Below are 19,488 nucleotides of genomic sequence, written 5' to 3' on the forward strand. Positions count from 1 at the left end.
TTGGTCACGTTACGATCGTGTGATGACTACCCCGAGTGAGTCACCCTTCCTGGCCGCCCTGCACTCCCGCGTTCTCATCGGCGACGGCGCGATGGGGACGGCTCTGCAGGATCAGGATCTGACCCTCGAGGACTTCCAGGATCTGGAGGGCTGCAACGAGATCCTGAACGTGTCGCGCCCGGACGCCGTCAAGCAGGTCCACCTGGGCCACCTCGAGGCCGGTGCCGACGTCATCGAGTCGAACACCTTCGGCACGAACTGGCCGAACCTCAACGAGTACGACATCCCGGAGCGCATCTACGAGCTCTCGCTCGCCGGGACGAAGATCGCCCGCGAGGCCGCCGACGAGTACTCGACGACCGACCGTCCCCGGTTCGTCTTCGGGTCCAACGGGCCGGGCACGAAGCTCCCGACGCTCGGCCACGCGCCGTACGCGAAGCTGCGCGACGCCTACGTCGACTCGGTGCTCGGCCAGCTCGAGGGCGGCGCCGACGCGATCCTCGTCGAGACCTGTCAGGACCTCCTGCAGTCCAAGGCCGCGATCCTCGGCGCCTACCGCGCGATGGAGCAGTACGGCCGGCGCGTCCCCGTCATCTGCCACGTCACCGTCGAGCTCACCGGCACCATGCTGGTCGGCTCCGAGATCACGGCGGCCCTGACGGCGCTCGAGCCGCTGGGCATCGACGGCATCGGCCTGAACTGCGCCACCGGTCCCGCGGAGATGAGCGAGCACCTCCGCGCGCTGTCGCGCCAGTCGCGCATCCCGGTCACCGTCATGCCGAACGCCGGCCTGCCCGAGCTCGGCCCGAACGGCCCGGAGTACCCGCTGCAGCCGCAGGAGCTCGCGGACTACTGCGCCTCGTTCGTCACCGACTACGGCCTCCAGCTCGTCGGCGGCTGCTGCGGCACCACCAACGAGCACGTGCGCGCGCTCGCCGAGACCTGCCGCGACCTCACGCCCGCGACGCGCGACCCGAAGCCCGAGCCGGGCATCTCCTCGATGTACCAGTCGGTGCCGTTCCGCCAGGACGCCGGCCTGCTGATGATCGGCGAGCGCTCCAACGCGAACGGCTCCAAGGCCTTCCGCGAGGCGATGGTCGACGAGGACTACGAGAAGTGCGTGGACATCGCCAAGGCGCAGACCCGCGAGGGCGCGCACTGGATGGACCTCTGCATCGACTACGTGGGACGCGACGGCACGGCGGACATGGACCGCCTCGCCCACGACGTCTCGACCGCCTCGACGCTGCCCGTGGTGCTGGACTCCACCGAGCCCGAGGTCCTCGAGGCCGGCCTCGAGCAGCTCGGGGGCCGGTCCGCGATCAACTCGGTGAACTACGAGGACGGCGACGGGCCCGACTCCCGCTTCCAGAAGATCATGCGGCTCGTCCGCGAGCACGGGGCCGCCGTCGTCGCGCTCTGCATCGACGAGGAGGGCCAGGCCCGCACCGCGGAGTGGAAGACCCGCGTCGCGTTCCGGCTCATCGAGGACCTCACCGAGAACTGGGGCATGCGGGTCGAGGACATCATCATCGACTGCCTGACCTTCCCGATCTCCACCGGCCAGGAGGAGGTCCGCAAGGACGGCATCGAGACGATCAACGCGATCAAGCAGCTCAAGGAGCGCTACCCCGAGGTCCAGACGACGCTCGGGCTCTCCAACATCTCGTTCGGCCTCAACCCGGCCGCGCGCCAGGTGCTGAACTCGGTCTTCCTCAACGAGTGCGTGGACGCCGGTCTCGACACCGCGATCCTCAACGCCTCGAAGATCCTGCCGTTCTCGCAGATCGACGAGGAGCAACGGGAGGCGGCGCTGGACCTGGTCTACGACCGCCGGGAGAAGCACGACCCGCTGCAGCACTTCATGAACCTCTTCGAGGGCGTGTCCGCGCAGTCCTCGAAGGACCAGCGCGCCGAGGAGCTCGCAGCCATGCCGCTGTTCGAGCGGCTCGCGCAGCGCATCGTCGACGGGAACCGCAACGGGCTCGAGGAGGACCTCGACGCCGGGATGCAGGAGAAGGACCCGCTCGAGATCATCAACTCCGACCTGCTCGGCGGCATGAAGACCGTCGGCGAGCTGTTCGGTGCCGGCAAGATGCAGCTGCCGTTCGTGCTCGCCTCGGCCGAGGTGATGAAGGCCGCCGTCGCGCACCTCGAGCCGCACATGGAGGCGACCGACAACTCCGGCAAGGGGAAGATCCTGCTGGCGACGGTCAAGGGCGACGTCCACGACATCGGCAAGAACCTCGTCGACATCATCCTGTCGAACAACGGCTACGACGTCGTCAACATCGGCATCAAGCAGCCGATCAACGCCATCCTCGAGGCCGCCGAGGAGAACAAGGTCGACGCGATCGGGATGTCCGGACTGCTGGTCAAGTCGACCGTGGTCATGAAGGACAACCTGCAGGAGATGAACGACCGCGGGGTCGCGGAGAAGTTCCCGGTGCTGCTCGGCGGCGCCGCGCTGACCCGCTCCTACGTCGAGAACGACCTCGGCGAGATCTACCAGGGCGACGTCCGGTACGCGAAGGACGCGTTCGAGGGCCTGCGCCTGATGGACTCCGTGATGACCGGCGAGGGTCCCTCCGAGGAGGAGCAGGCCAAGGCGGCCGAGCGCAAGGAGCGCCGCGAGCGTTCCGAGCGGATCAAGGCCAAGCGTGAGGCCGAGGCGGGCGACGACAGGCCCGCGTTCGACCCGGACGCGATCTCCGACGTCGCGCGTCGCATCGAGGTCCCGCAGCCGCCGTTCTGGGGCACCCGCGTCGTCCGCGGAATCCGGCTCGCCGACTTCGCCGCGCTGCTCGACGAGCGCGCGACGTTCTTCGGGCAGTGGGGGCTGCGCGGTTCCAAGGGCGGTGACGGGCCCTCGTACGAGGAGCTCGTCGAGACCGAGGGCCGTCCGCGCATGCGCTACTGGCTCGACCGGCTGCAGTCCGAGGGGATCCTCGCCCACGCCGCCGTCGTCGCCGGCTACTTCCCGGTGATCTCCGAGGGCCAGGACGTCGTCGTGCTCGACGAGGCCAAGCCCGAGGCCAAGGAGCTGCACCGCTTCTCGTTCCCGCGGCAGAAGCGCGACCGGCGCCTGTGCCTGGCCGACTTCTTCCGCACCCGCGAGGAGGCCACCGAGCTCGGCAGCGTCGACGTCATGCCGATGAACCTCGTGACCATGGGGCAGCCGATCGCGGACTTCGCGAACACGCTGTTCGCCGAGAACTCCTACCGCGACTACCTCGAGGTGCACGGCCTGGGCGTGCAGCTCACCGAGGCGCTGGCGGAGTACTGGCACCGCCGCGTCCGCGAGGAGCTGACGTTCGCCGACGGGTCGACGATGGCCGACCAGGACCCGGCCGACGTGAACGAGTTCTTCAAGCTCGGCTACCGCGGCGCCCGCTACTCGCTCGGCTACGGGGCGTGCCCGAACGTCGAGGACCGCGCGAAGATCGTGGAGCTGCTCGACCCGAGCCGCATCGGTGTCGAGCTCTCCGAGGAGGACCAGCTGCACCCGGAGCAGTCGACCGACGCGCTGGTGGTCCACCACCCGGAGGCCAAGTACTTCAATGCCTGACGTCGCGGCCGTCCTGTGGGACATGGACGGCACGCTGGTCGACTCCGAGGGCCTGTGGTCGATCACCATGGCGGAGCTCGCCGTCCACCTGGGCGGCGAGCTGTCCGCGGCCACGCGCGAGGAGCTGACCGGCTCGAGCCTGCGCCGCACCGCTTCCACGGTGCTGCGTGAGGTCGGTCTTCCCGACGACGAGGCCGCGGTCGACTCCGCGGGTCGGTGGCTGATCGAGCGCACCCACGAGGTGTTCTCCCAGGGCCTGCCGTGGCGCCCCGGGGCCCGGGAGGCGCTCGCGGCCGTCCGGGCGTCCGGCGTGGCCACCGCGCTGGTGACCAGCACGTACCGGTCGCTCACCGAGGTCGCGCTGGACACCATCGGGCGCGAGTGGTTCGACGTCACCGTCTGCGGCGACGAGGTGAGCGCGACCAAGCCGGACCCGGCGCCCTACCGCCGGGCGTGCGACCTGCTCGGCGTCGACCCGGCGTCGTGCGTGGCGGTGGAGGACTCGGCCACCGGTACCGCATCGGCCGCCGCCGCCGGGGCGACGGTGCTCGTGGTGCCGGCCGGCCCGCCGGTGCCTGCGGGGGAACGGCGGGTGGCCCGGGACTCGCTGGAGGGGCTCACGATGAGCGACGTACGGTTGCTCCTGACAGCCAACGTGCACTAAGTCGTTCGGAGTAGTCGGCGGCCGGTCGGCTCTCACCCCCCGCCGATCGCCGAGGACCGTCCGGAGCAGGTCACGCCTCCGGTGCAGCCGGGAGGACACGATGATGCAACCATCGGTGAACGTGAAGACGTTCGACGAGCTCTTCGAGGAGCTCAGCACCAAGGCACGGGAGCGGCCCGAGGGCTCGGGCACGGTCGCCGCCCTCGACGACGGGGTCCACGCGCAGGGCAAGAAGGTCCTCGAGGAGGCCGGCGAGGTGTGGCTCGCCGCCGAGCACGAGACCGACGACAAGCTCGCCGAGGAGATCTCCCAGCTGCTCTACCGCACGCAGGTGATCATGCTCGGCCGCGGGCTGACCCTCGAAGACGTGTACAAGTACCTCTAGACCATCGAACAGGGCACCGCGTCCGGTGCGGTGCCCGCCAGGAGAGAGCCATGCTCCGCGTCGCCGTCCCGAACAAGGGGTCCCTCGCCGAGGAGGCGTCCCGCATGCTGCGCGACGCCGGGTACCGGCAGCGGTCGGACAACCGTGACCTGTCCCTGCACGACCACGCCAACAGCGTGCAGTTCTTCTACCTGCGGCCCAAGGACATCGCGACCTACGTCTCCGAGGGGCAGCTCCACCTGGGGATCACCGGGCACGACCTGACCGAGGAGTCGTCGGCCTCGGTGAACGAGGTGCTCAAGCTCGGGTTCGGCAACTCGCAGTTCCGCTACGCCGCACCGATCGCCAAGAACTGGACGGTGCAGGACCTCGCGGGCAAGCGGATCGCGACCTCCTTCCCGCGCCTGGTGCGCGCCAACCTCGCCCAGCAGCGCATCTCGGCGAAGGACGTCATCCGGCTCGACGGAGCGGTGGAGGTCTCGATCGAGCTGGAGGTCGCCGACGCCATCGCCGACGTCGTCTCCACCGGCCGCACGCTCGCCCAGCACGGCCTCGAGCCGATCGGCGACCCGATCCTGGCCTCCGAGGCGGTGATCGTGGACCGGAACGCCAAGTTCGACCAGCAGCCGGACGCCCCGGAGATCACCAAGGCCAAGTTCCGGTTCATCGAGCGGCTCCGCGGCGTGGTCTTCGCCCGCCAGTACGTGATGCTCGACTACGACTGCCCGATCGAGGTCCAGGAGGACGCGGTGCAGGTGACCCCGGGCGTGCAGTCGCCCACGGTCGCCCCGCTCTCGCTCGACGGCTGGGTGGCCGTGCGGTCCATGGTGCGGCGCAGCCGCGTCAACGACGTCATGGACGAGCTGGCCGACCTCGGGTGCACCGGCATCGTCACCTCGTCGCTCCAGTCGTGCCGGGCGGTCCTGCCCGGCACCGGGGGCGTCAGCTCGATGCCGGGCGCCGCACCGCCCCCGGCCGAGTCGCCGTCCTCGGCCGACCCCGCCGTCGCACGGATGGGCGTCGCCGGCCGCTGAGGCCTCCTCTCGCGGGCTCTACCGGGGCCGGACGGTGAGCGCCTGGGCGGCGCGGCCGACCGGCCCCTGCTCGTCGTGCAGCACCGAGTACGCCGTGCCGGTGCCCTCGGGCCCGATCACGCTGTCGGCGTCCAGGCCGGTCCACTCGCCGACCGGTTCGCGGTGCAGGTGCAGCGTCAGGTCGGTGTTGACGAACAACCACTCGCGCAGGTCCAGGCGGCTCGCGCACCCGTTCGTCGAATCGGCCACCGCGGCGAGCCGCTGGGCGGGTGTGGGCTCCTCGCCCTCGACGACCTGTCCCTTGATCCGCCCCCACGCCCGGCCGGGTCCCGACAGGTCGAGACCGCCCTCGATCCAGCGCCAGTCGACCGAGGTGAGGTAGCCGGGCAGCCAGCCGTCGGGGATGTCCCGCGTGGTCCCGGCGTCGGGCCCGGGCATCGCCGGCATCGCGCTGCCGGGCACCGTGACGACCTCCGTCGTGTCGCCGACCCCGTGGAACCAGCCGTGGGCGCGCGCCACCGGGCGCAGCGTGCCGGACGCGGGGTCGGTGGCGGCGAGCTCGGCGGTGGCCAGCTCGATGGTGCGGCCGGGGCGTGTCACCTCGGCGCGCACGACCAGCTCGGCCACCGGCACCTTGCCCAGCACCTCCACCGTGACGCGGGCGAGGCGCAGGTCCGCCCGGCCCGACCGCCGTTCCAGGGCGCGGATCAGGAGTGCGCTCGGCGGCCCCATGTGCTGGGCGTCCGCGAACCACGGGCCGGCCGTGGCCGCCGAGGCCTCGACCCTCGTGCCCTCCGCGCGGTCCTCGTCGAGCAGGCGGAAGTAGGGCTCGGGCACGGGGGCACTCATGGGGGCCTGGTCTCCACGGTCTCGTCGGGGTGCTCGCCGTCGGGCCAGCCCGGGTAGTCCGGAGGCGTCCCACCGAACGCCGGGCAGACTGCCTGGTGGGAGCACCACGTGCACGTCCGGCCCGGATTGGGCCGGAAGTCGCCGCTCGGGGCCGCACGCAGGATCGCCGTCCACAGGGCGACGAGCGTCCGCTCGAACCGTTCCAGCTCGCCGCGGGTGGGGGAGTGGGTGAGGCTCTGCCCGTCGGCGAGGTACATCAGCCGCAGCTGGCGGGGGAGCACGCCCCGCGCCCGCAGCAGCACCAGCGCGTAGAACTTCAGCTGGAACAGCGCGCGGGCCTCGAACACCTCCCGGGGCGCCGAGCCGGTCTTGTAGTCGACGATCCGCACGTCGCCCTCCGGGCTGACGTCGAGCCGGTCGACGTACCCCCGCAGCCCCACACCGGAGTCCAGCTCGGTCTCCAGGAACACCTCGCACGCCTCGGGGTGCAGCCGGCGGGGGTCCTCCATCGCGAAGTACGCGTCGACCAGGGCGGCCGCGCCCGTCAGGTCCCCGAGCAGCGCGCGGTCCTCCGCGCCCAGCTCGCCGGCCACCTCCTCGAGCAGGGCGTGGGCGCGGAGGGGCACCCGCCGCGGCGGGTCGAGCCCGAACAGCCGTTCCAGCACCGCGTGCACCACGATCCCGCGCACCTGCGCCGCGCTGCGCTGCTCCGGCAGCCGGTCGACCGCCCGGAACCGGTAGAGCAGCGGGCACTGCTTGAAGTCCCCGGCCCGCGACGGCGACAGCGCCGGCCGGCGCCGGGGCCGCACCGGCTCGAGTCGCCGCGGCGTCACCGGGCGGGGGGCGTCCTGTGGCGGGCGGGGCGCGGGGACGTCGGGGGCGAGGGAGGTGGTGGACGCGGTGGCGGCCGGCACGGCGGTGCTGGTCTCGATCATGCCGCGGACGCTACGACGGACCCCTGACAACCTCGGTCCTCCTCGACGGCGCTGAGCGGGCGGCTCGGCGTCGCCGCCACGGGCGACCCGGGCCGGCGCACCGTCGTCGCGTCGTCCCGGGCCCACCCGATTCACCCGGGCCTCCCGCACCTTGATCGACTTCTCGGCGGCGACACGCGCAAGCGTTGACGCGACTCGCCGCCGAAGTCCGGCGGCCGCGGATTCTCGGAGCCGCGCCTGCCCCTGGTGCGTCGGAGCCCATGTGACTGCGAACCAGAGGGACGAACGAATCCGCGCCGTGATCCGTGCTCAGGACGGGGTCTTCAGCGTGCAGCAGGCGAAGGACGCGGGGTTCACCCGGGCCCAGATCGCGGCACGCGTGGCGAAGGGGGAGTGGGAGCGGGACCTGAGTGGCGTCCTGCGCGCGGCCGACCACCCGGTGACCCCACGCTCCCGGGTCCGCGCGGCGGTCCTGTCGCTGGGCGGTGAGTGCACGCTGATCGGGCAGTCGGCCGCCTTCTGGTGGCACCTCACCGACATCCCGCCGGCCGATGTCGAGGTCGCCGTGGACCACTCGTCCCAACCTCGGTCGCGGAAGGGGGTCCGCATCCTCCGACGAGCGGTTCCTCCCGAGGACCGGGTCGTGGTGGACGGGGTCGCGGTGACCAAGAAGCCCGCCACGGTCCTCGCCGCGGTGGCGTCCCTGGGGCTGCTCGTCGGGGCGAAGCTCATGGACCAGGCGCTCCAGGCCGGAGTGAGCCTGGAGGCAATGCGCGCCGTGCACCGGCGGACTGCCGGCCGCCACGGTGCCGCCCTGGCGTTCCGGCTGCTCGTCCTCGCCGGGGGCGGAGCGCGGTCCGAGGCGGAGCGGAAGACGCACCGGATGCTCCGGGTGGCGGGGATCGGAGGGTGGATCGCGAACCATGAACTCTGGTTGAGGGGCTACGGGCAGGCCGTCCTCGACCTCGCGTTCCTCGAGCAGAAGGTGCTGGTCGAGATCGACGGCTGGGCCTACCACCGGGACCTCCGCGCCTTCCTCCGTGACGCCCGCCGCCAGAACGCCCTGGTGCTCGACGGGTGGGTCGTGATCCGCACGAACTGGTTCGAACTGCGCGAGACCCCGGAGGCCTTCGTCCGCAACGTCCGCGAGGCCCTCGTCGCGCAGGGTCGGTCGACCATGATCTGAAGTTCGGCGGCGAGTCGCAGCAGATCTTGCGCGTGTTGCCACCGAAGTCGTGATCATGTTCCGGGGAGGCCGGGCCGGAAGCGCCGACGAGGCGCCGCCTAGGGTGGCCCGTCGTGCAGGACACGACCGCCGAGGGACCCGACGACGCGCCGAGCACCGCCGATGCGGACCCGACCGACGCGACCACCCCCGCCGTCGGGAACGAGGACGAGGTCCGCGGGCCCGCGCGGTCGGGGCCGTTCCTCCCCGGAGACCGGGTGCAGCTCACCGACCCGAAGGGCCGGCACTTCAGCCTCGTCCTGGAGCCCGGGCAGAGCTACCACACGCACCGCGGTGCGATCGCCCACGACAAGCTCATCGGCGCCCCCGAGGGCAGCGTCGTGCACTCCGCGGCCAACACGCCCTATCTCGCCCTGCGCCCGCTGCTGCCCGACTACGTGCTCGCCATGCCCCGCGGCGCGCAGGTGATCTACCCGAAGGACGCGGCGCAGATCGTCATGTGGGGCGACGTGTTCCCGGGCGCGAACGTCCTGGAGGCCGGGGCGGGCAGTGGCGCGCTGACGTGCAGTCTGCTGCGCGCGGTGGGCCCCGAGGGCAGCGTGACCAGCTACGAGATCCGCGACGACCACCTCGAGCACGCCGAGAAGAACGTGGTCCGCTTCTTCGGCGAGCACCCGTCCAACTGGTCGCTCCACGCGGGGGACGTCCAGGACGCCACCGGCACGTTCGACCGCATCGTGCTCGACATGCTGTCACCGTGGGAGGTGCTCGACACCGTCCGGAACGTCCTGGTTCCCGGGGGCGTGCTGGTCGGCTACGTCGCCACCACGACGCAGCTCTCCACGCTCACCGAGGCACTGCGCGACCAGGCCGGCTGGACCGAGCCCCAGGCGTGGGAATCGCTGGTCAGGCCGTGGCACAGCGTGGGCCTGGCGGTCCGCCCGGAGCACCGGATGATCGCCCACACGGCGTTCCTCGTGACGGCGCGGAGGCTCGCCGACGGGGTCACCCCACCGCGGGTGCAACGTCGCCCGACCCGGAGTCGCTAGCCCTCCTCTGAACACGCAAGAACCACGCAGGGTGAGGAAATCAAGTGGCCGGCGGGAGAAGTCCGTCACCGGCTCGCTACTCCACGGACACCCGTGTTCACGGGTACGGTGACGCCACGGAGTAGCGGGAGGAGGGCGCCGTGACGATGAACGACGACCCCAGGGGCCGATCCGACCAGGGCCGCGACCGAGGCGCGGCGGACATGGCGGCACAGGTGCGATTCCTCGAAGAAGAGGTCGCACTGCTGCGTCGGAAACTCACCGAGTCCCCGCGCCACACGCGAATCCTCGAGCAGCGGCTCGCGGACTCGGCGGCGCGGGTGTCCCAACTGACCGAGCGCAACGACAAACTCACCGACACCCTCAAGGAGGCGCGGGCGCAGCTCGTGTCGCTCCGCGAGGAGGTCGACCGTCTCGCGCAGCCGCCGTCGAGCTACGGCGTCTTCCTGACCCTGCACGAGGACCAGACCGTCGACGTGTTCACGTCGGGCCGGCGCATGCGCGTCGCGGTCTCGCCCGCCGTCGAGGCCGCCGAGCTCACGCGCGGTCAGTCGGTGCGGCTCAACGAGGCCCTCACCGTCGTCGAGGCCGGCGACTACGAGCGCATCGGCGAGGTCTGCTCGCTGCGTGAGGTGCTCGTCGACGAGGACGGGACCCGCAACCGGGCCCTGATCATCGGGCACGCCGACGAGGAACGGGTCATCCACCTCGCGGACTCCCTGCTCGACGAGAACGCCCCGGAGCTCAAGCCGGGCGACTCGCTCATGATCGACACCAAGGTGGGCTACGCCTACGAGAAGGTGCCGAAGGCCGAGGTCGAGGAGCTCGTCCTCGAGGAGGTCCCCGACGTCGCGTACACCGACATCGGCGGCCTCTCCCGGCAGATCGACTCGATCCGCGACGCGGTGGAGCTGCCGTTCCTGCACGCGGACCTGTTCCGCGAGTACCAGCTCCGCCCGCCGAAGGGTGTCCTGCTCTACGGCCCGCCCGGGTGCGGCAAGACGCTCATCGCCAAGGCGGTGGCGAACTCGCTGGCGAAGAAGGTCGCCGAGCAGCGCGGTGAGGACAGCCGCGACATCAAGGCGCACTTCCTCAACATCAAGGGCCCGGAGCTGCTCAACAAGTTCGTCGGCGAGACCGAGCGGCACATCCGGATGATCTTCCAGCGGGCGCGCGAGAAGGCGTCCGAGGGCACGCCGGTGATCGTGTTCTTCGACGAGATGGACTCGATCTTCCGGACCCGTGGTTCCGGCGTCAGCTCCGACGTGGAGACGACGATCGTGCCCCAGCTGCTGAGCGAGATCGACGGTGTCGAGGGGCTCGAGAACGTCATCGTCATCGGCGCCTCGAACCGCGAGGACATGATCGACCCCGCGATCCTGCGTCCGGGCCGACTCGACGTGAAGATCAAGATCGAGCGTCCCGACGCCGAGGCGGCCATCGACATCTTCGGCAAGTACCTCGTCGAGGGCCTGCCGGTCCACGAGGAGGACATCGAGGAGTTCGGCGGCAACCGGCAGGCGTGCCTCGACGGCATGATCGAGCGGGTCGTCGAGCGGATGTACGCCGAGACCGACGACAACCGGTTCCTCGAGGTCACCTACGCCAACGGGGACAAGGAGGTCCTGTACTTCAAGGACTTCAACTCCGGTGCGGTGATCGAGAACATCGTGGGCCGGGCCAAGAAGTCGGCCATCAAGTCGCACCTGGAGACCAAGCAGTCCGGTCTGCGGGTGCAGCACCTGCTCGACGCCGTGGTGGACGAGTTCGCCGAGTCCGAGGACCTCCCGAACACGACCAACCCCGACGACTGGGCCCGGATCTCCGGCAAGAAGGGCGAGCGGATCGTCTACATCCGCACGCTCGTCACCGGCAAGGGCGCCACGCAGGGCAAGGAGATCGACACCGCGTCCAACACGGGTCAGTACCTGTAGTACCGGGTACCGTCGCCAGCATGACGGACGAGCAGCACCGGCCGCTTCCCGCGCCTCGCAACGAGGTCCGGGGGGCGGCCGGTGTCGCGTCCGAGGCCGTCGACATCGTCTCCCGTCCCGTCGAGGGCACGCACCGCGCCATCTCGGACACCGTGTTCGGCGCCCTGCGCAAGGTGGGCCTCGGCCCGGCGTCGAAGCCGGCGCAGGTGCTCCACGACGGCATCAGCGCCGGCGTGTACTCCGCCGTGCGCGGCATCGGCCACGCCGCGGGACGCGGGGTCGGGCTCGCCGCCGAGATCTACCGGGAGGCCTCCGGGAGGACGGAGTGGACCCCGATCACGTCCCGCCCGGCGGGCGCCGTGCTCGCCGGTGCCGTCAACGGCCTCGTCGGGGACCACATGGTCGCCCTCGGCAACGACCTCGCGGTCCCGATGGCGCTCTACACCTCGACGACGAGCGACACCGACCCGCACGCCCGGCTCCGGCTGGACGACATCCAGGTCAAGGACCACCCCGACCGCGACCTCGGCCACGTCGTGCTGTTCGTCCACGGCCTCGGGGAGACCGAGCACGCCTGGCGGCTGGCCGACGAGGACTCCGCCGGGGAGGGCTACGCCGAACGCATCGCCTCGAGCATCGGCGCCGTCCCGCTGCTGCTGCGCTACAACACCGGCCTGCGCATCGCCCACAACGGCGCCGCGCTCTCGGTGCTGCTGGCCGAGTTGTTCGACGCCTGGCCGGAGCCGATCCGCACGCTCGACCTCGTCGGGCACTCCATGGGCGGGCTGGTCCTGCGCCACGCGTGCCACGCCGCGGTCGTCGCGGGGGAGCCGTGGGTGCACGCCGTGCGCCGCATGGTCTACCTGGGATCGCCCCACGAGGGCGCGCCGCTGGCGCACCGGGTGGACCAGCTGGCCTCCCGCCTGAGCCGCTACGCCCGGTCCCGCTCCTGGGGCGAGTTCCTCGACCGCCGCTCCGCGGGCATCCGCGACCTCGTCGCCGGGGTCTCGGACAGCGAGGTCCCGCTGCTCGCCTCGTCGACCCACCACGGCGTCGCCGCCTGCCTGACCGCCAGCGCGCACCACCCGCTCGCGAACATCCTCGGGGACCTGCTCGTCCCGGTGGACTCCGCCCGCGGCGCGATCACCGACGTCGAGACGATCCCGTCGTCGCACCACTTCCACCTCCTCAACGACCCGCGGATCCACGAGCACCTCCTGCGGTGGCTGAGCGTTCCCGACGACGGGCGGTGACCGGCCCGCAGCGTCCGGAGGGCTCCCGACGCGGCGGACTCGCCCGCACCGCCGTCCTGGGCGCGCTCACGGCCGCCGCGCCGCTGTCGATCGACACCTACCTGCCAGCGCTCCCGGCGATCACGGTCGAGCTGGAGTCGTCGGCCTCCCTGGTGGCCCTGACGCTCACCGCGTGCGTCGTCGGCCTCGCGGTCGGCCAGCTCGTCGCCGGGCCGCTCTCCGACGTCCTCGGACGCCGGCGGCCGATGATCGTCGGCGCCGTCGGGTTCGTGGTCCTCTCGGCGGCGTGTGCCGCCGCACCCGACGTCGGGACCCTGGTGGCGCTGCGCCTGGGCCAGGGACTGTTCGGCGCCGTCGGGATCGTGGTGGCCCGGGCGGTCGTCCGGGACCTGTACGAGGGGGCCGCGGCCGCCCGGGCGTTCGCGGCGCTGATGCTGGTCTCCGGAGTCGCGCCGATCGTCGCGCCCGTGCTGGGCGGCCAACTGCTGGAGCTCACGTCGTGGCGCGGCGTGTTCGTGGTCCTCGCCGCGCTCGGGGCCCTGGTGCTGGTCGGGGTGCTGCTGGCGGTCCCGGAGACGCTGCCGCCCGAGCGACGGCGCTCCGGCGGATGGCGGACCACCCGCCACGCGTTCGGCGTCCTGCTCGCCGACGCCAAGGTCCTCGCGTGCGTGGCCGCCGCGGGCTTCGGCTTCGCCGCGATGTTCGCCTACATCTCCGGCTCGACGTTCGTGCTGCAGGGGCTCTACGGCCTCTCGCCGCAGGAGTTCAGCGGGGTGTTCGCGATCAACTCGGTCGGGATCGTCAGCGCCGTGCAACTCTCCGGGCGCCTCGTCGGCGCCGAGCGGGTGCGCCCGGAGCGGATGGTCCCGCTCGGCCTCGCGATCGCCGTCGTCGGCTCGGCCACCGTCCTGGGCGGGGCGCTCGGGCTCGGCGTGTGGGGCGTCGTCGTGGGCCTGTTCGTGACGGTGTGCGGGGTCGGGACGGCGCTCCCCGCCGCGACCACGCTGAGCCTCGCCGACCACCCCGAGCACGCCGGCAGCGCCTCGGCCCTCCTCGGTACCGCCCAGTTCATCGTCGGCGGCTTCGCGGCGCCGCTGGTCGGCCTCGGCGGCGGGCGCACGGCCCTGCCGATGGGCCTCACGATGACGGGGGCCACGCTGGTCGCGCTGCTCACGTTCACGGCCCTGTGGCGCCGGGCGACGCGGGCAGCGGGCGCGGGGGACAACTAGGGTCGGGACCATGACCGCGCGCCGCATCATGGGCACCGAGATCGAGTACGGCATCTCCGTGCCGGGCGACCCGACGGCCAACCCCGTCATCACCTCCACGCAGGTCGTCCTGGCCTACGCCGCGGCCGCCGACGTGCCGCGCGCCCGGCGTGCGCGGTGGGACTACGAGGTCGAGTCGCCGCTGCGCGACGCCCGGGGCTTCGACCTCGGCCCGAGCGCCGGCCCGCCGCCGGACACCGGCGACCTGGACGACCTCGGCGCGGCCAACGTCATCCTCACCAACGGAGCCCGGCTCTACGTCGACCACGCCCACCCGGAGTTCTCCGCGCCGGAGGTCACGACGCCGCGCGGCGCCGTGATCTGGGACAAGGCGGGGGAGCGGGTGATGGAGGACGCCGCGGAGCGCGCCGCCACCGTCCCCGGCACCGGCCGCATCCAGCTCTACAAGAACAACATCGACGGCAAGGGCGCCTCGTACGGCTCGCACGAGAACTACCTGTGCAACCGGCAGACCCCCTTCCCGAGCATCATCACCGGGCTGACCCCGTTCTTCGTCACGCGCCAGGTGATGACGGGCGCGGGCCGGGTCGGGCTCGGCGCCTCCGGGGACGAGGCCGGCTACCAGCTCTCCCAGCGCGCGGACTACATCGAGGTCGAGGTCGGCCTGGAGACCACGCTCAAGCGCGGCATCATCAACACCCGCGACGAGCCGCACGCCGACGCCGACAAATACCGCCGCCTGCACGTGATCATCGGCGACGCGAACCTCGCCGAGTACTCGACGTTCCTCAAGGTCGGGACGACGGCGCTGGTGCTCTCGATGATCGAGGACGGCGTCCGGTTCGACGACCTGCGCCTGCTCGAGCCGGTCCGCTCGGTGCACCGGATCAGCCACGACCCGACGCTGCGGACCAAGGTCGACCTGGCCAACGGCACGCAGATGACGGCCCTGGAGATCCAGCGGCAGTACCTCGAGCGGGCCTGGAAGCACGAGCAGGAGACACAGGGCGACGAGATCGACGACGTCACCCGGGAGACCCTCGAGATCTGGGGCCAGGTCCTCGACGACCTCGAGACCGACCCGATGCGCTGCGCGGACCGGCTGGACTGGGTGGCCAAGCTCAAGCTGCTCCAGAGCTACCAGGAGCGCGACAACCTCCCCTGGGACTCCCCGAAGCTGCACCTGATCGACCTGCAGTACTCCGACGTGCGGCAGGCCAAGGGCCTCTACAACCGCCTCGTGACGCGGGGGTCGATCAAGCGCCTGGTGAGTGAGGACGAGGTGCGCTCGGCCGTCACCCGTCCTCCGGAGGACACCCGCGCGTACTTCCGCGGACGGTGCCTGGAGCGCTACCCGAGCGAGGTCGCGGCCGCGTCGTGGGACTCGGTGATCTTCGACCTGGGCCGGGAATCGCTCGTGCGGATCCCGACGCTGGAGCCGCTGCGGGGCACCCGCGGGCACGTCGGGGAGCTCATCGACAACGCGGACAATGCCACCGCGCTCGTCGAGGCGCTGACACGAGGATGATGTTCATGACGTTGCGGACGGCCTCGGACGGGTAGGGTCGCGGACGCAACACCTTCAGCACCGGGAGGCAGCCATGGCGCAGGAACAGACCCAGCGGCAGGGCGGTGGCGACGACGGGGACGGCGGCGAGGACACCACCGCCGCCGGCCAGGAGCGCCGGGAGAAGCTCGGCGAGGACACCGACACCATCCTCGACGAGATCGACGACGTCCTCGAGGAGAACGCCGAGGACTTCGTGCGCGCCTACGTGCAGAAGGGCGGCCAGTAGTCATCGGTTCCGCCGCGAGCGAACCGCGGCGGATCGGCAGTGCACGCGCGGCGGGTCGGGACTAGCGTTCCGGCCCGCCGTCTCGTGTAGGTCAGTGTCGTAGCAGCAGGACGTGTGAGGAGCGACGAGGAGCCGATGGACCCCAGGACCGCCTTCGGATCGAGCGGAACGACGGGCCGGGGCGTGGGTCTTCCCGCCTCGTACTTCGATGCCGGGACCTCGTCGTTCGTCGACTTCCTCGCGTCGGTGCGCCCCGACCTGCTGCCGACCGCCGGGGCCGTCACCCCGGAGGTGGCGAGCGGGGTGCCGCACGGCACCACCATCGTCGCGGCGGTCTACGACGGCGGGGTCGTCATCGCGGGGGACCGGCGCGCCACGATGGGCAACCTGATCTCCCAGCGCGACATGCAGAAGGTCTACGTGACCGACGACTACTCCGCGGCCGGCATCGCCGGGACCGCGGGGCTCGCCGTCGAGGCGATCCGGCTCTTCGCGGTGGACCTGGAGCACTACGAGAAGCTCGAGGGCGTCCCGCTGACGTTCGACGGCAAGTCGAACCGGCTGGCCTCGATGATCCGCGGCAACCTCGGCGCCGCGATGCAGGGGCTCTCCTACGTCCCGCTGTTCGTGGGCTACGACCTGGACGCGACCGACCCGGCGCGCGCCGGCCGGATCGTGTCCTACGACGTCGTCGGCGGACGCTACGAGGAGCACGGCGGCTACGCGGCCGTCGGCTCGGGCTCGCTGTTCGCCCGCTCCTCGCTGAAGAAGCTCCACGACGTCACGGCCGACCGCGACACCACCGTCCGCAACACCGTCGAGGCGCTCTACGACGCCGCGGACGACGACTCCGCGACCGGCGGCCCGGACACCGTCCGGAACATCTACCCGATCGCCGTCGCGATCGACGCGCAGGGCGCCGTCCAGCTCCCCGCCGACGAGATCCAGGGTGTCGCCGAGACGGTGATCGCGGCCCGCCGCGAGCGCCCCGTCGGCTGAGCCCCGCCCCCACCAGCACCCGCCCCACCTCGGAAGAGGAGCCGCCCCGCCATGACGATGCCGTTCTACGCGTCGGTCGACCAGCTGATGCGCGACCGTTCGGAGCTCGCCCGCAAGGGCATCTCCCGCGGTCGCAGCGTCGTGGTGCTGAGCTGCGCGGACGGGGTGCTGTTCGTCGCGGAGAACCGGTCGAAGTCGCTGCGCAAGATCTCCGAGATCTACGACCAGCTCGGCTTCGCCGCCGTCGGCCGCTACAACGAGTTCGAGAACCTGCGCCGCGCCGGGGTCCGGTGGGCCGACGTGCAGGGCTACTCGTACGACCGCCGCGACGTCTCCGGCCGCGCCCTGGCCAACGCCTACTCGAACATCCTCGGCGCCAGCTTCATCGAGCAGCAGAAGCCGTTCGAGGTCGAGCTGTGCGTCGCCGCGCTCGGGGAGAACGCGGAGTCCGACCAGCTGTTCCGCATCACCTACGACGGCTCGATCTCCGACGAGCCGCAGTTCGTGGTGATGGGCGGCACCACGGAGCCGATCTCCGCGGCGCTGAAGACCTCGTACGACGGCTCGCTGGACACGCAGGGCGCCCTGCGGACCGCGCTGGACGCCCTCCAGGCCCAGAACGGGTCGTCGGGGTCGTCGGCGTCGTCGCAGGAGGACCGGACGCTCGGCGTGGACTCGCTGGAGGTCGCCCTGCTGGACCGTGCCCGCCGTCCGCGTCGGTCCTTCCGGCGCATCACGGGCGCGGCGCTGTCCGGGCTCCTCCCGGCCACCACGGCCGCAGCGGCGGAGGCCGACGCGGGTGACACCGGGGCCGGCGACGAGGTCTCGGGCGCCGGCGGCGCGGACGCCTGACCCTCCCCGAACGAACGGCACTCTCGCTGCATCTACGTGCGCGAGAGTGGCGTTCGTTCGTTGAGGAGGGTCACCAGGCGGAGGTGCGCTCCGGCCAGCGGGTCTCGTCGCGGCGGTAGACCGGCACCGGGTGGTCGGCCACCGAGAAGCAGAGCCGCTCGCCGGAGACCATCACCTCGCCGTCCGTGGCGACCTGCAGCGGACCGTCGAGCAGCTCGACGTCGAGCGTCTTCGCGGTGTGCTCGACGTAGGTGCGGATGTGGCCCAGCGTGCCGAGCAGCAGCCCGACGATCGCCCGGGCGCGGGAGAAGCGCCGGTCCGCCCGCAGGTAGCGCACCTCGAGCAGGCCGGAGTCCAGGCGGGGGCGGTAGGCCGGGGTCATGCCCGACGGCGCGTAGGGCCCGTTGCCGACGAACAGCATCCACACCGAGGTCTCCCGGCCGTCGATGCGGCAGCGGACCGGGCGGGCGGTCCACAGGACGGCGACGAGGGCGGCGGACGCGGCCGGCCACTTGCCGTAGCGCTTCTCCCACTTCTCGCGCAGCCGCACCATGTCCGGGTAGCCGCCGAACGACGCGGTGTTGACGAAGACCTGCCGTTCCCCGCCCGCGGGGCCGGTGGACGCCGAGTAGGCGCGCAGTTCGCCGACGTCGACCGCGACCGCCTCGCCGGCGCCGGTCGCGTCCACGACCTCCTGCAGGTCGTACACGCCGACGTCGCGGCCGAAGTGGTTGAGCGTGCCGGCGGGCATCACGGCCAGCGGGAGGCGCAGGTCCTCGGCGATGCGGGCCGCGGCCGCCACCGACCCGTCGCCCCCGGCGATCCCGAGCGCGCGGGTCCCGGGGAGCGCGGCGGCCTCCTGGAGCCGGGCCAGGAGGTCGTCGCCCTGTTCCAGGCGGACGATCTCGGCCCGGGGGAGCGAGGCGGCGATCTCCTCGGCGGGGTCGACCCCCGGCCGTCCCGACCCCATGTTGACCACCATCGAGAGGCCCTCGCCCTCGGCGAGCACCGGCGCGTCCAGCCACGGCCGCGCGATCGCCTCGTCGACGGGCCGCCGCGGCAGCCAGCGCTGGGTGAGCAGGGCGGCCCCGGCCCCGATCGCCGACCCGACCGCGACGTCGCTGGTCCAGTGCACGCCGACGTGCACGCGCGAGTAGGCGACCGTGGCCGCCAGCGGGGCGAGCACCGCGCCCGCCCGCGGGCTCTCCAGCCCCACCCCGACCGCGAACGCGAAGGCCGACGCCGAGTGCCCCGACGGGAACGACGACGACGTCGGCCGGTCGGGCAGCGACCGGTACGGGGGGAGCAGCTCGGCGGCGGGCCGGCGGCGCGGGACGAGCGGCTTGAGCAGGGCGTTCGAGGCGAAACTGGCCAGCCCGATCGCGAACACCCCACGCAGGGCACCCCGCCGGGTCCGCCGCGTCCCGAGTGCGGCCAGCACCGACGCCGTCGCGAACCAGAGGCCGGAGTGGTTCGCCGAGCGGGTGAGATGGAGCAGCGCGTCGTCGACCCGGCCCGGGGGGAGGTCGCCGACCCCCTCGGTGATCCGCCGGTCGAGGGCGCCGACCGGCCGCAACGACCGCCTGCTCTGTCGCAGCCCGGTGTACAGGGCCGCCTTCGCGCGACGCGCGCGTCGCCGGGGAAGCATGGCACCCGACCCTACGGGGCGACGGGGGAGCCGGTCCGGGCCGTGCCCACGGACGGTCCGATCCGGCACACGCGTCACGCTGCTCGCACCCTCAGACCGGCTCCGGG

General features: G+C 72.1%; 16 protein-coding genes. 13 read left to right on the forward strand and 3 right to left on the reverse strand.

The genetic code is table 11. The features are described 5' to 3' along the window. The first annotated feature begins 22 nt into the window (after positions 1–22). From metH to hisG, 4 genes are all read left to right on the forward strand, one after another. Complete coding sequence (metH, locus tag QRT03_RS19480; RefSeq protein ID WP_286054677.1) at positions 23–3,568, forward strand: methionine synthase; 3,546 nt, start codon at positions 23–25, stop codon at positions 3,566–3,568. Then, positions 3,561–4,232, forward strand: a complete 672-nt coding sequence (locus QRT03_RS19485; RefSeq protein ID WP_286054678.1) for an HAD family hydrolase — start codon at positions 3,561–3,563, stop codon at positions 4,230–4,232. Before metH ends, QRT03_RS19485 begins: the two co-directional genes overlap by 8 nt. 121 nt (positions 4,233–4,353) lie before the next feature. Then, positions 4,354–4,617, forward strand: coding sequence for a phosphoribosyl-ATP diphosphatase (locus QRT03_RS19490; protein WP_286054679.1), 264 nt, complete (start codon positions 4,354–4,356; stop codon positions 4,615–4,617). A 50-nt stretch (positions 4,618–4,667) separates the two neighbouring features. Then, complete coding sequence (hisG, locus tag QRT03_RS19495; RefSeq protein ID WP_286054680.1) at positions 4,668–5,651, forward strand: ATP phosphoribosyltransferase; 984 nt, start codon at positions 4,668–4,670, stop codon at positions 5,649–5,651. Between the two features lie 18 nt (positions 5,652–5,669). Here the strand turns inward: hisG and QRT03_RS19500 are convergent, their stop codons facing one another. Beyond that, positions 5,670–6,500, reverse strand: a complete 831-nt coding sequence (locus tag QRT03_RS19500) for a thioesterase family protein (protein ID WP_286054681.1) — start codon at positions 6,498–6,500, stop codon at positions 5,670–5,672. Further along, the gene (locus tag QRT03_RS19505) at positions 6,497–7,435 is read right to left on the reverse strand and encodes a RecB family exonuclease (protein ID WP_286054682.1); all 939 of its coding nucleotides are present in this window, start codon (positions 7,433–7,435) and stop codon (positions 6,497–6,499) included. The genes QRT03_RS19500 and QRT03_RS19505 overlap by 4 nt, the downstream gene beginning before the upstream one ends. A 298-nt stretch (positions 7,436–7,733) precedes the next feature. Between QRT03_RS19505 and QRT03_RS19510 the strand changes: the two genes are divergently transcribed. The 9 genes from QRT03_RS19510 to prcA all read left to right on the forward strand — a co-directional run bounded on the left by QRT03_RS19510 (position 7,734) and on the right by prcA (position 17,733). Beyond that, positions 7,734–8,621, forward strand: coding sequence for a DUF559 domain-containing protein (locus QRT03_RS19510; RefSeq protein ID WP_286054683.1), 888 nt, complete (start codon positions 7,734–7,736; stop codon positions 8,619–8,621). 113 nt (positions 8,622–8,734) lie between these two features. Next, complete coding sequence (locus QRT03_RS19515; RefSeq protein ID WP_286054684.1) at positions 8,735–9,670, forward strand: tRNA (adenine-N1)-methyltransferase; 936 nt, start codon at positions 8,735–8,737, stop codon at positions 9,668–9,670. Positions 9,671–9,816: 146 nt separating this feature from the next. Next, positions 9,817–11,604 (forward strand): proteasome ATPase, encoded by a 1,788-nt coding sequence (arc, locus tag QRT03_RS19520; RefSeq protein ID WP_286054931.1) that lies wholly within the window; start codon positions 9,817–9,819, stop codon positions 11,602–11,604. A gap of 20 nt (positions 11,605–11,624) precedes the next feature. Next, a complete protein-coding gene (locus tag QRT03_RS19525) occupies positions 11,625–12,857 on the forward strand; it encodes an esterase/lipase family protein (RefSeq protein WP_286054685.1) in 1,233 nt (410 codons plus the stop codon). Next, positions 12,827–14,086, forward strand: coding sequence for a multidrug effflux MFS transporter (locus QRT03_RS19530; RefSeq protein ID WP_286054686.1), 1,260 nt, complete (start codon positions 12,827–12,829; stop codon positions 14,084–14,086). The genes QRT03_RS19525 and QRT03_RS19530 overlap by 31 nt, the downstream gene beginning before the upstream one ends. Before the next feature lie 10 nt (positions 14,087–14,096). Further along, positions 14,097–15,614, forward strand: coding sequence for a depupylase/deamidase Dop (dop, locus tag QRT03_RS19535; RefSeq protein WP_286054687.1), 1,518 nt, complete (start codon positions 14,097–14,099; stop codon positions 15,612–15,614). Between the two features lie 73 nt (positions 15,615–15,687). Next, positions 15,688–15,882 carry a ubiquitin-like protein Pup gene (locus QRT03_RS19540; RefSeq protein WP_169186217.1) on the forward strand — a complete coding sequence of 65 codons (195 nt, stop codon included), beginning with the start codon at positions 15,688–15,690 and terminating at the stop codon, positions 15,880–15,882. Positions 15,883–16,017: 135 nt separating this feature from the next. Next, positions 16,018–16,881: a proteasome subunit beta gene (gene prcB, locus QRT03_RS19545; RefSeq protein ID WP_286054688.1), complete on the forward strand. Its 864-nt coding sequence runs from the start codon at positions 16,018–16,020 to the stop codon at positions 16,879–16,881. A gap of 51 nt (positions 16,882–16,932) precedes the next feature. Beyond that, entirely contained in the window at positions 16,933–17,733 is an 801-nt protein-coding gene (gene prcA / locus QRT03_RS19550; RefSeq protein WP_286054689.1) for a proteasome subunit alpha, read from the forward strand. A 70-nt stretch (positions 17,734–17,803) separates the two neighbouring features. Here the strand turns inward: prcA and QRT03_RS19555 are convergent, their stop codons facing one another. Then, entirely contained in the window at positions 17,804–19,381 is a 1,578-nt protein-coding gene (locus QRT03_RS19555) for a bifunctional phosphatase PAP2/diacylglycerol kinase family protein (protein WP_286054690.1), read from the reverse strand. Positions 19,382–19,488 lie beyond the last annotated feature (107 nt).

The organism is Actinomycetospora termitidis, assembly GCF_030286555.1.
Classification (GTDB): Bacteria; Actinomycetota; Actinomycetes; order Mycobacteriales; family Pseudonocardiaceae; genus Actinomycetospora; species Actinomycetospora termitidis.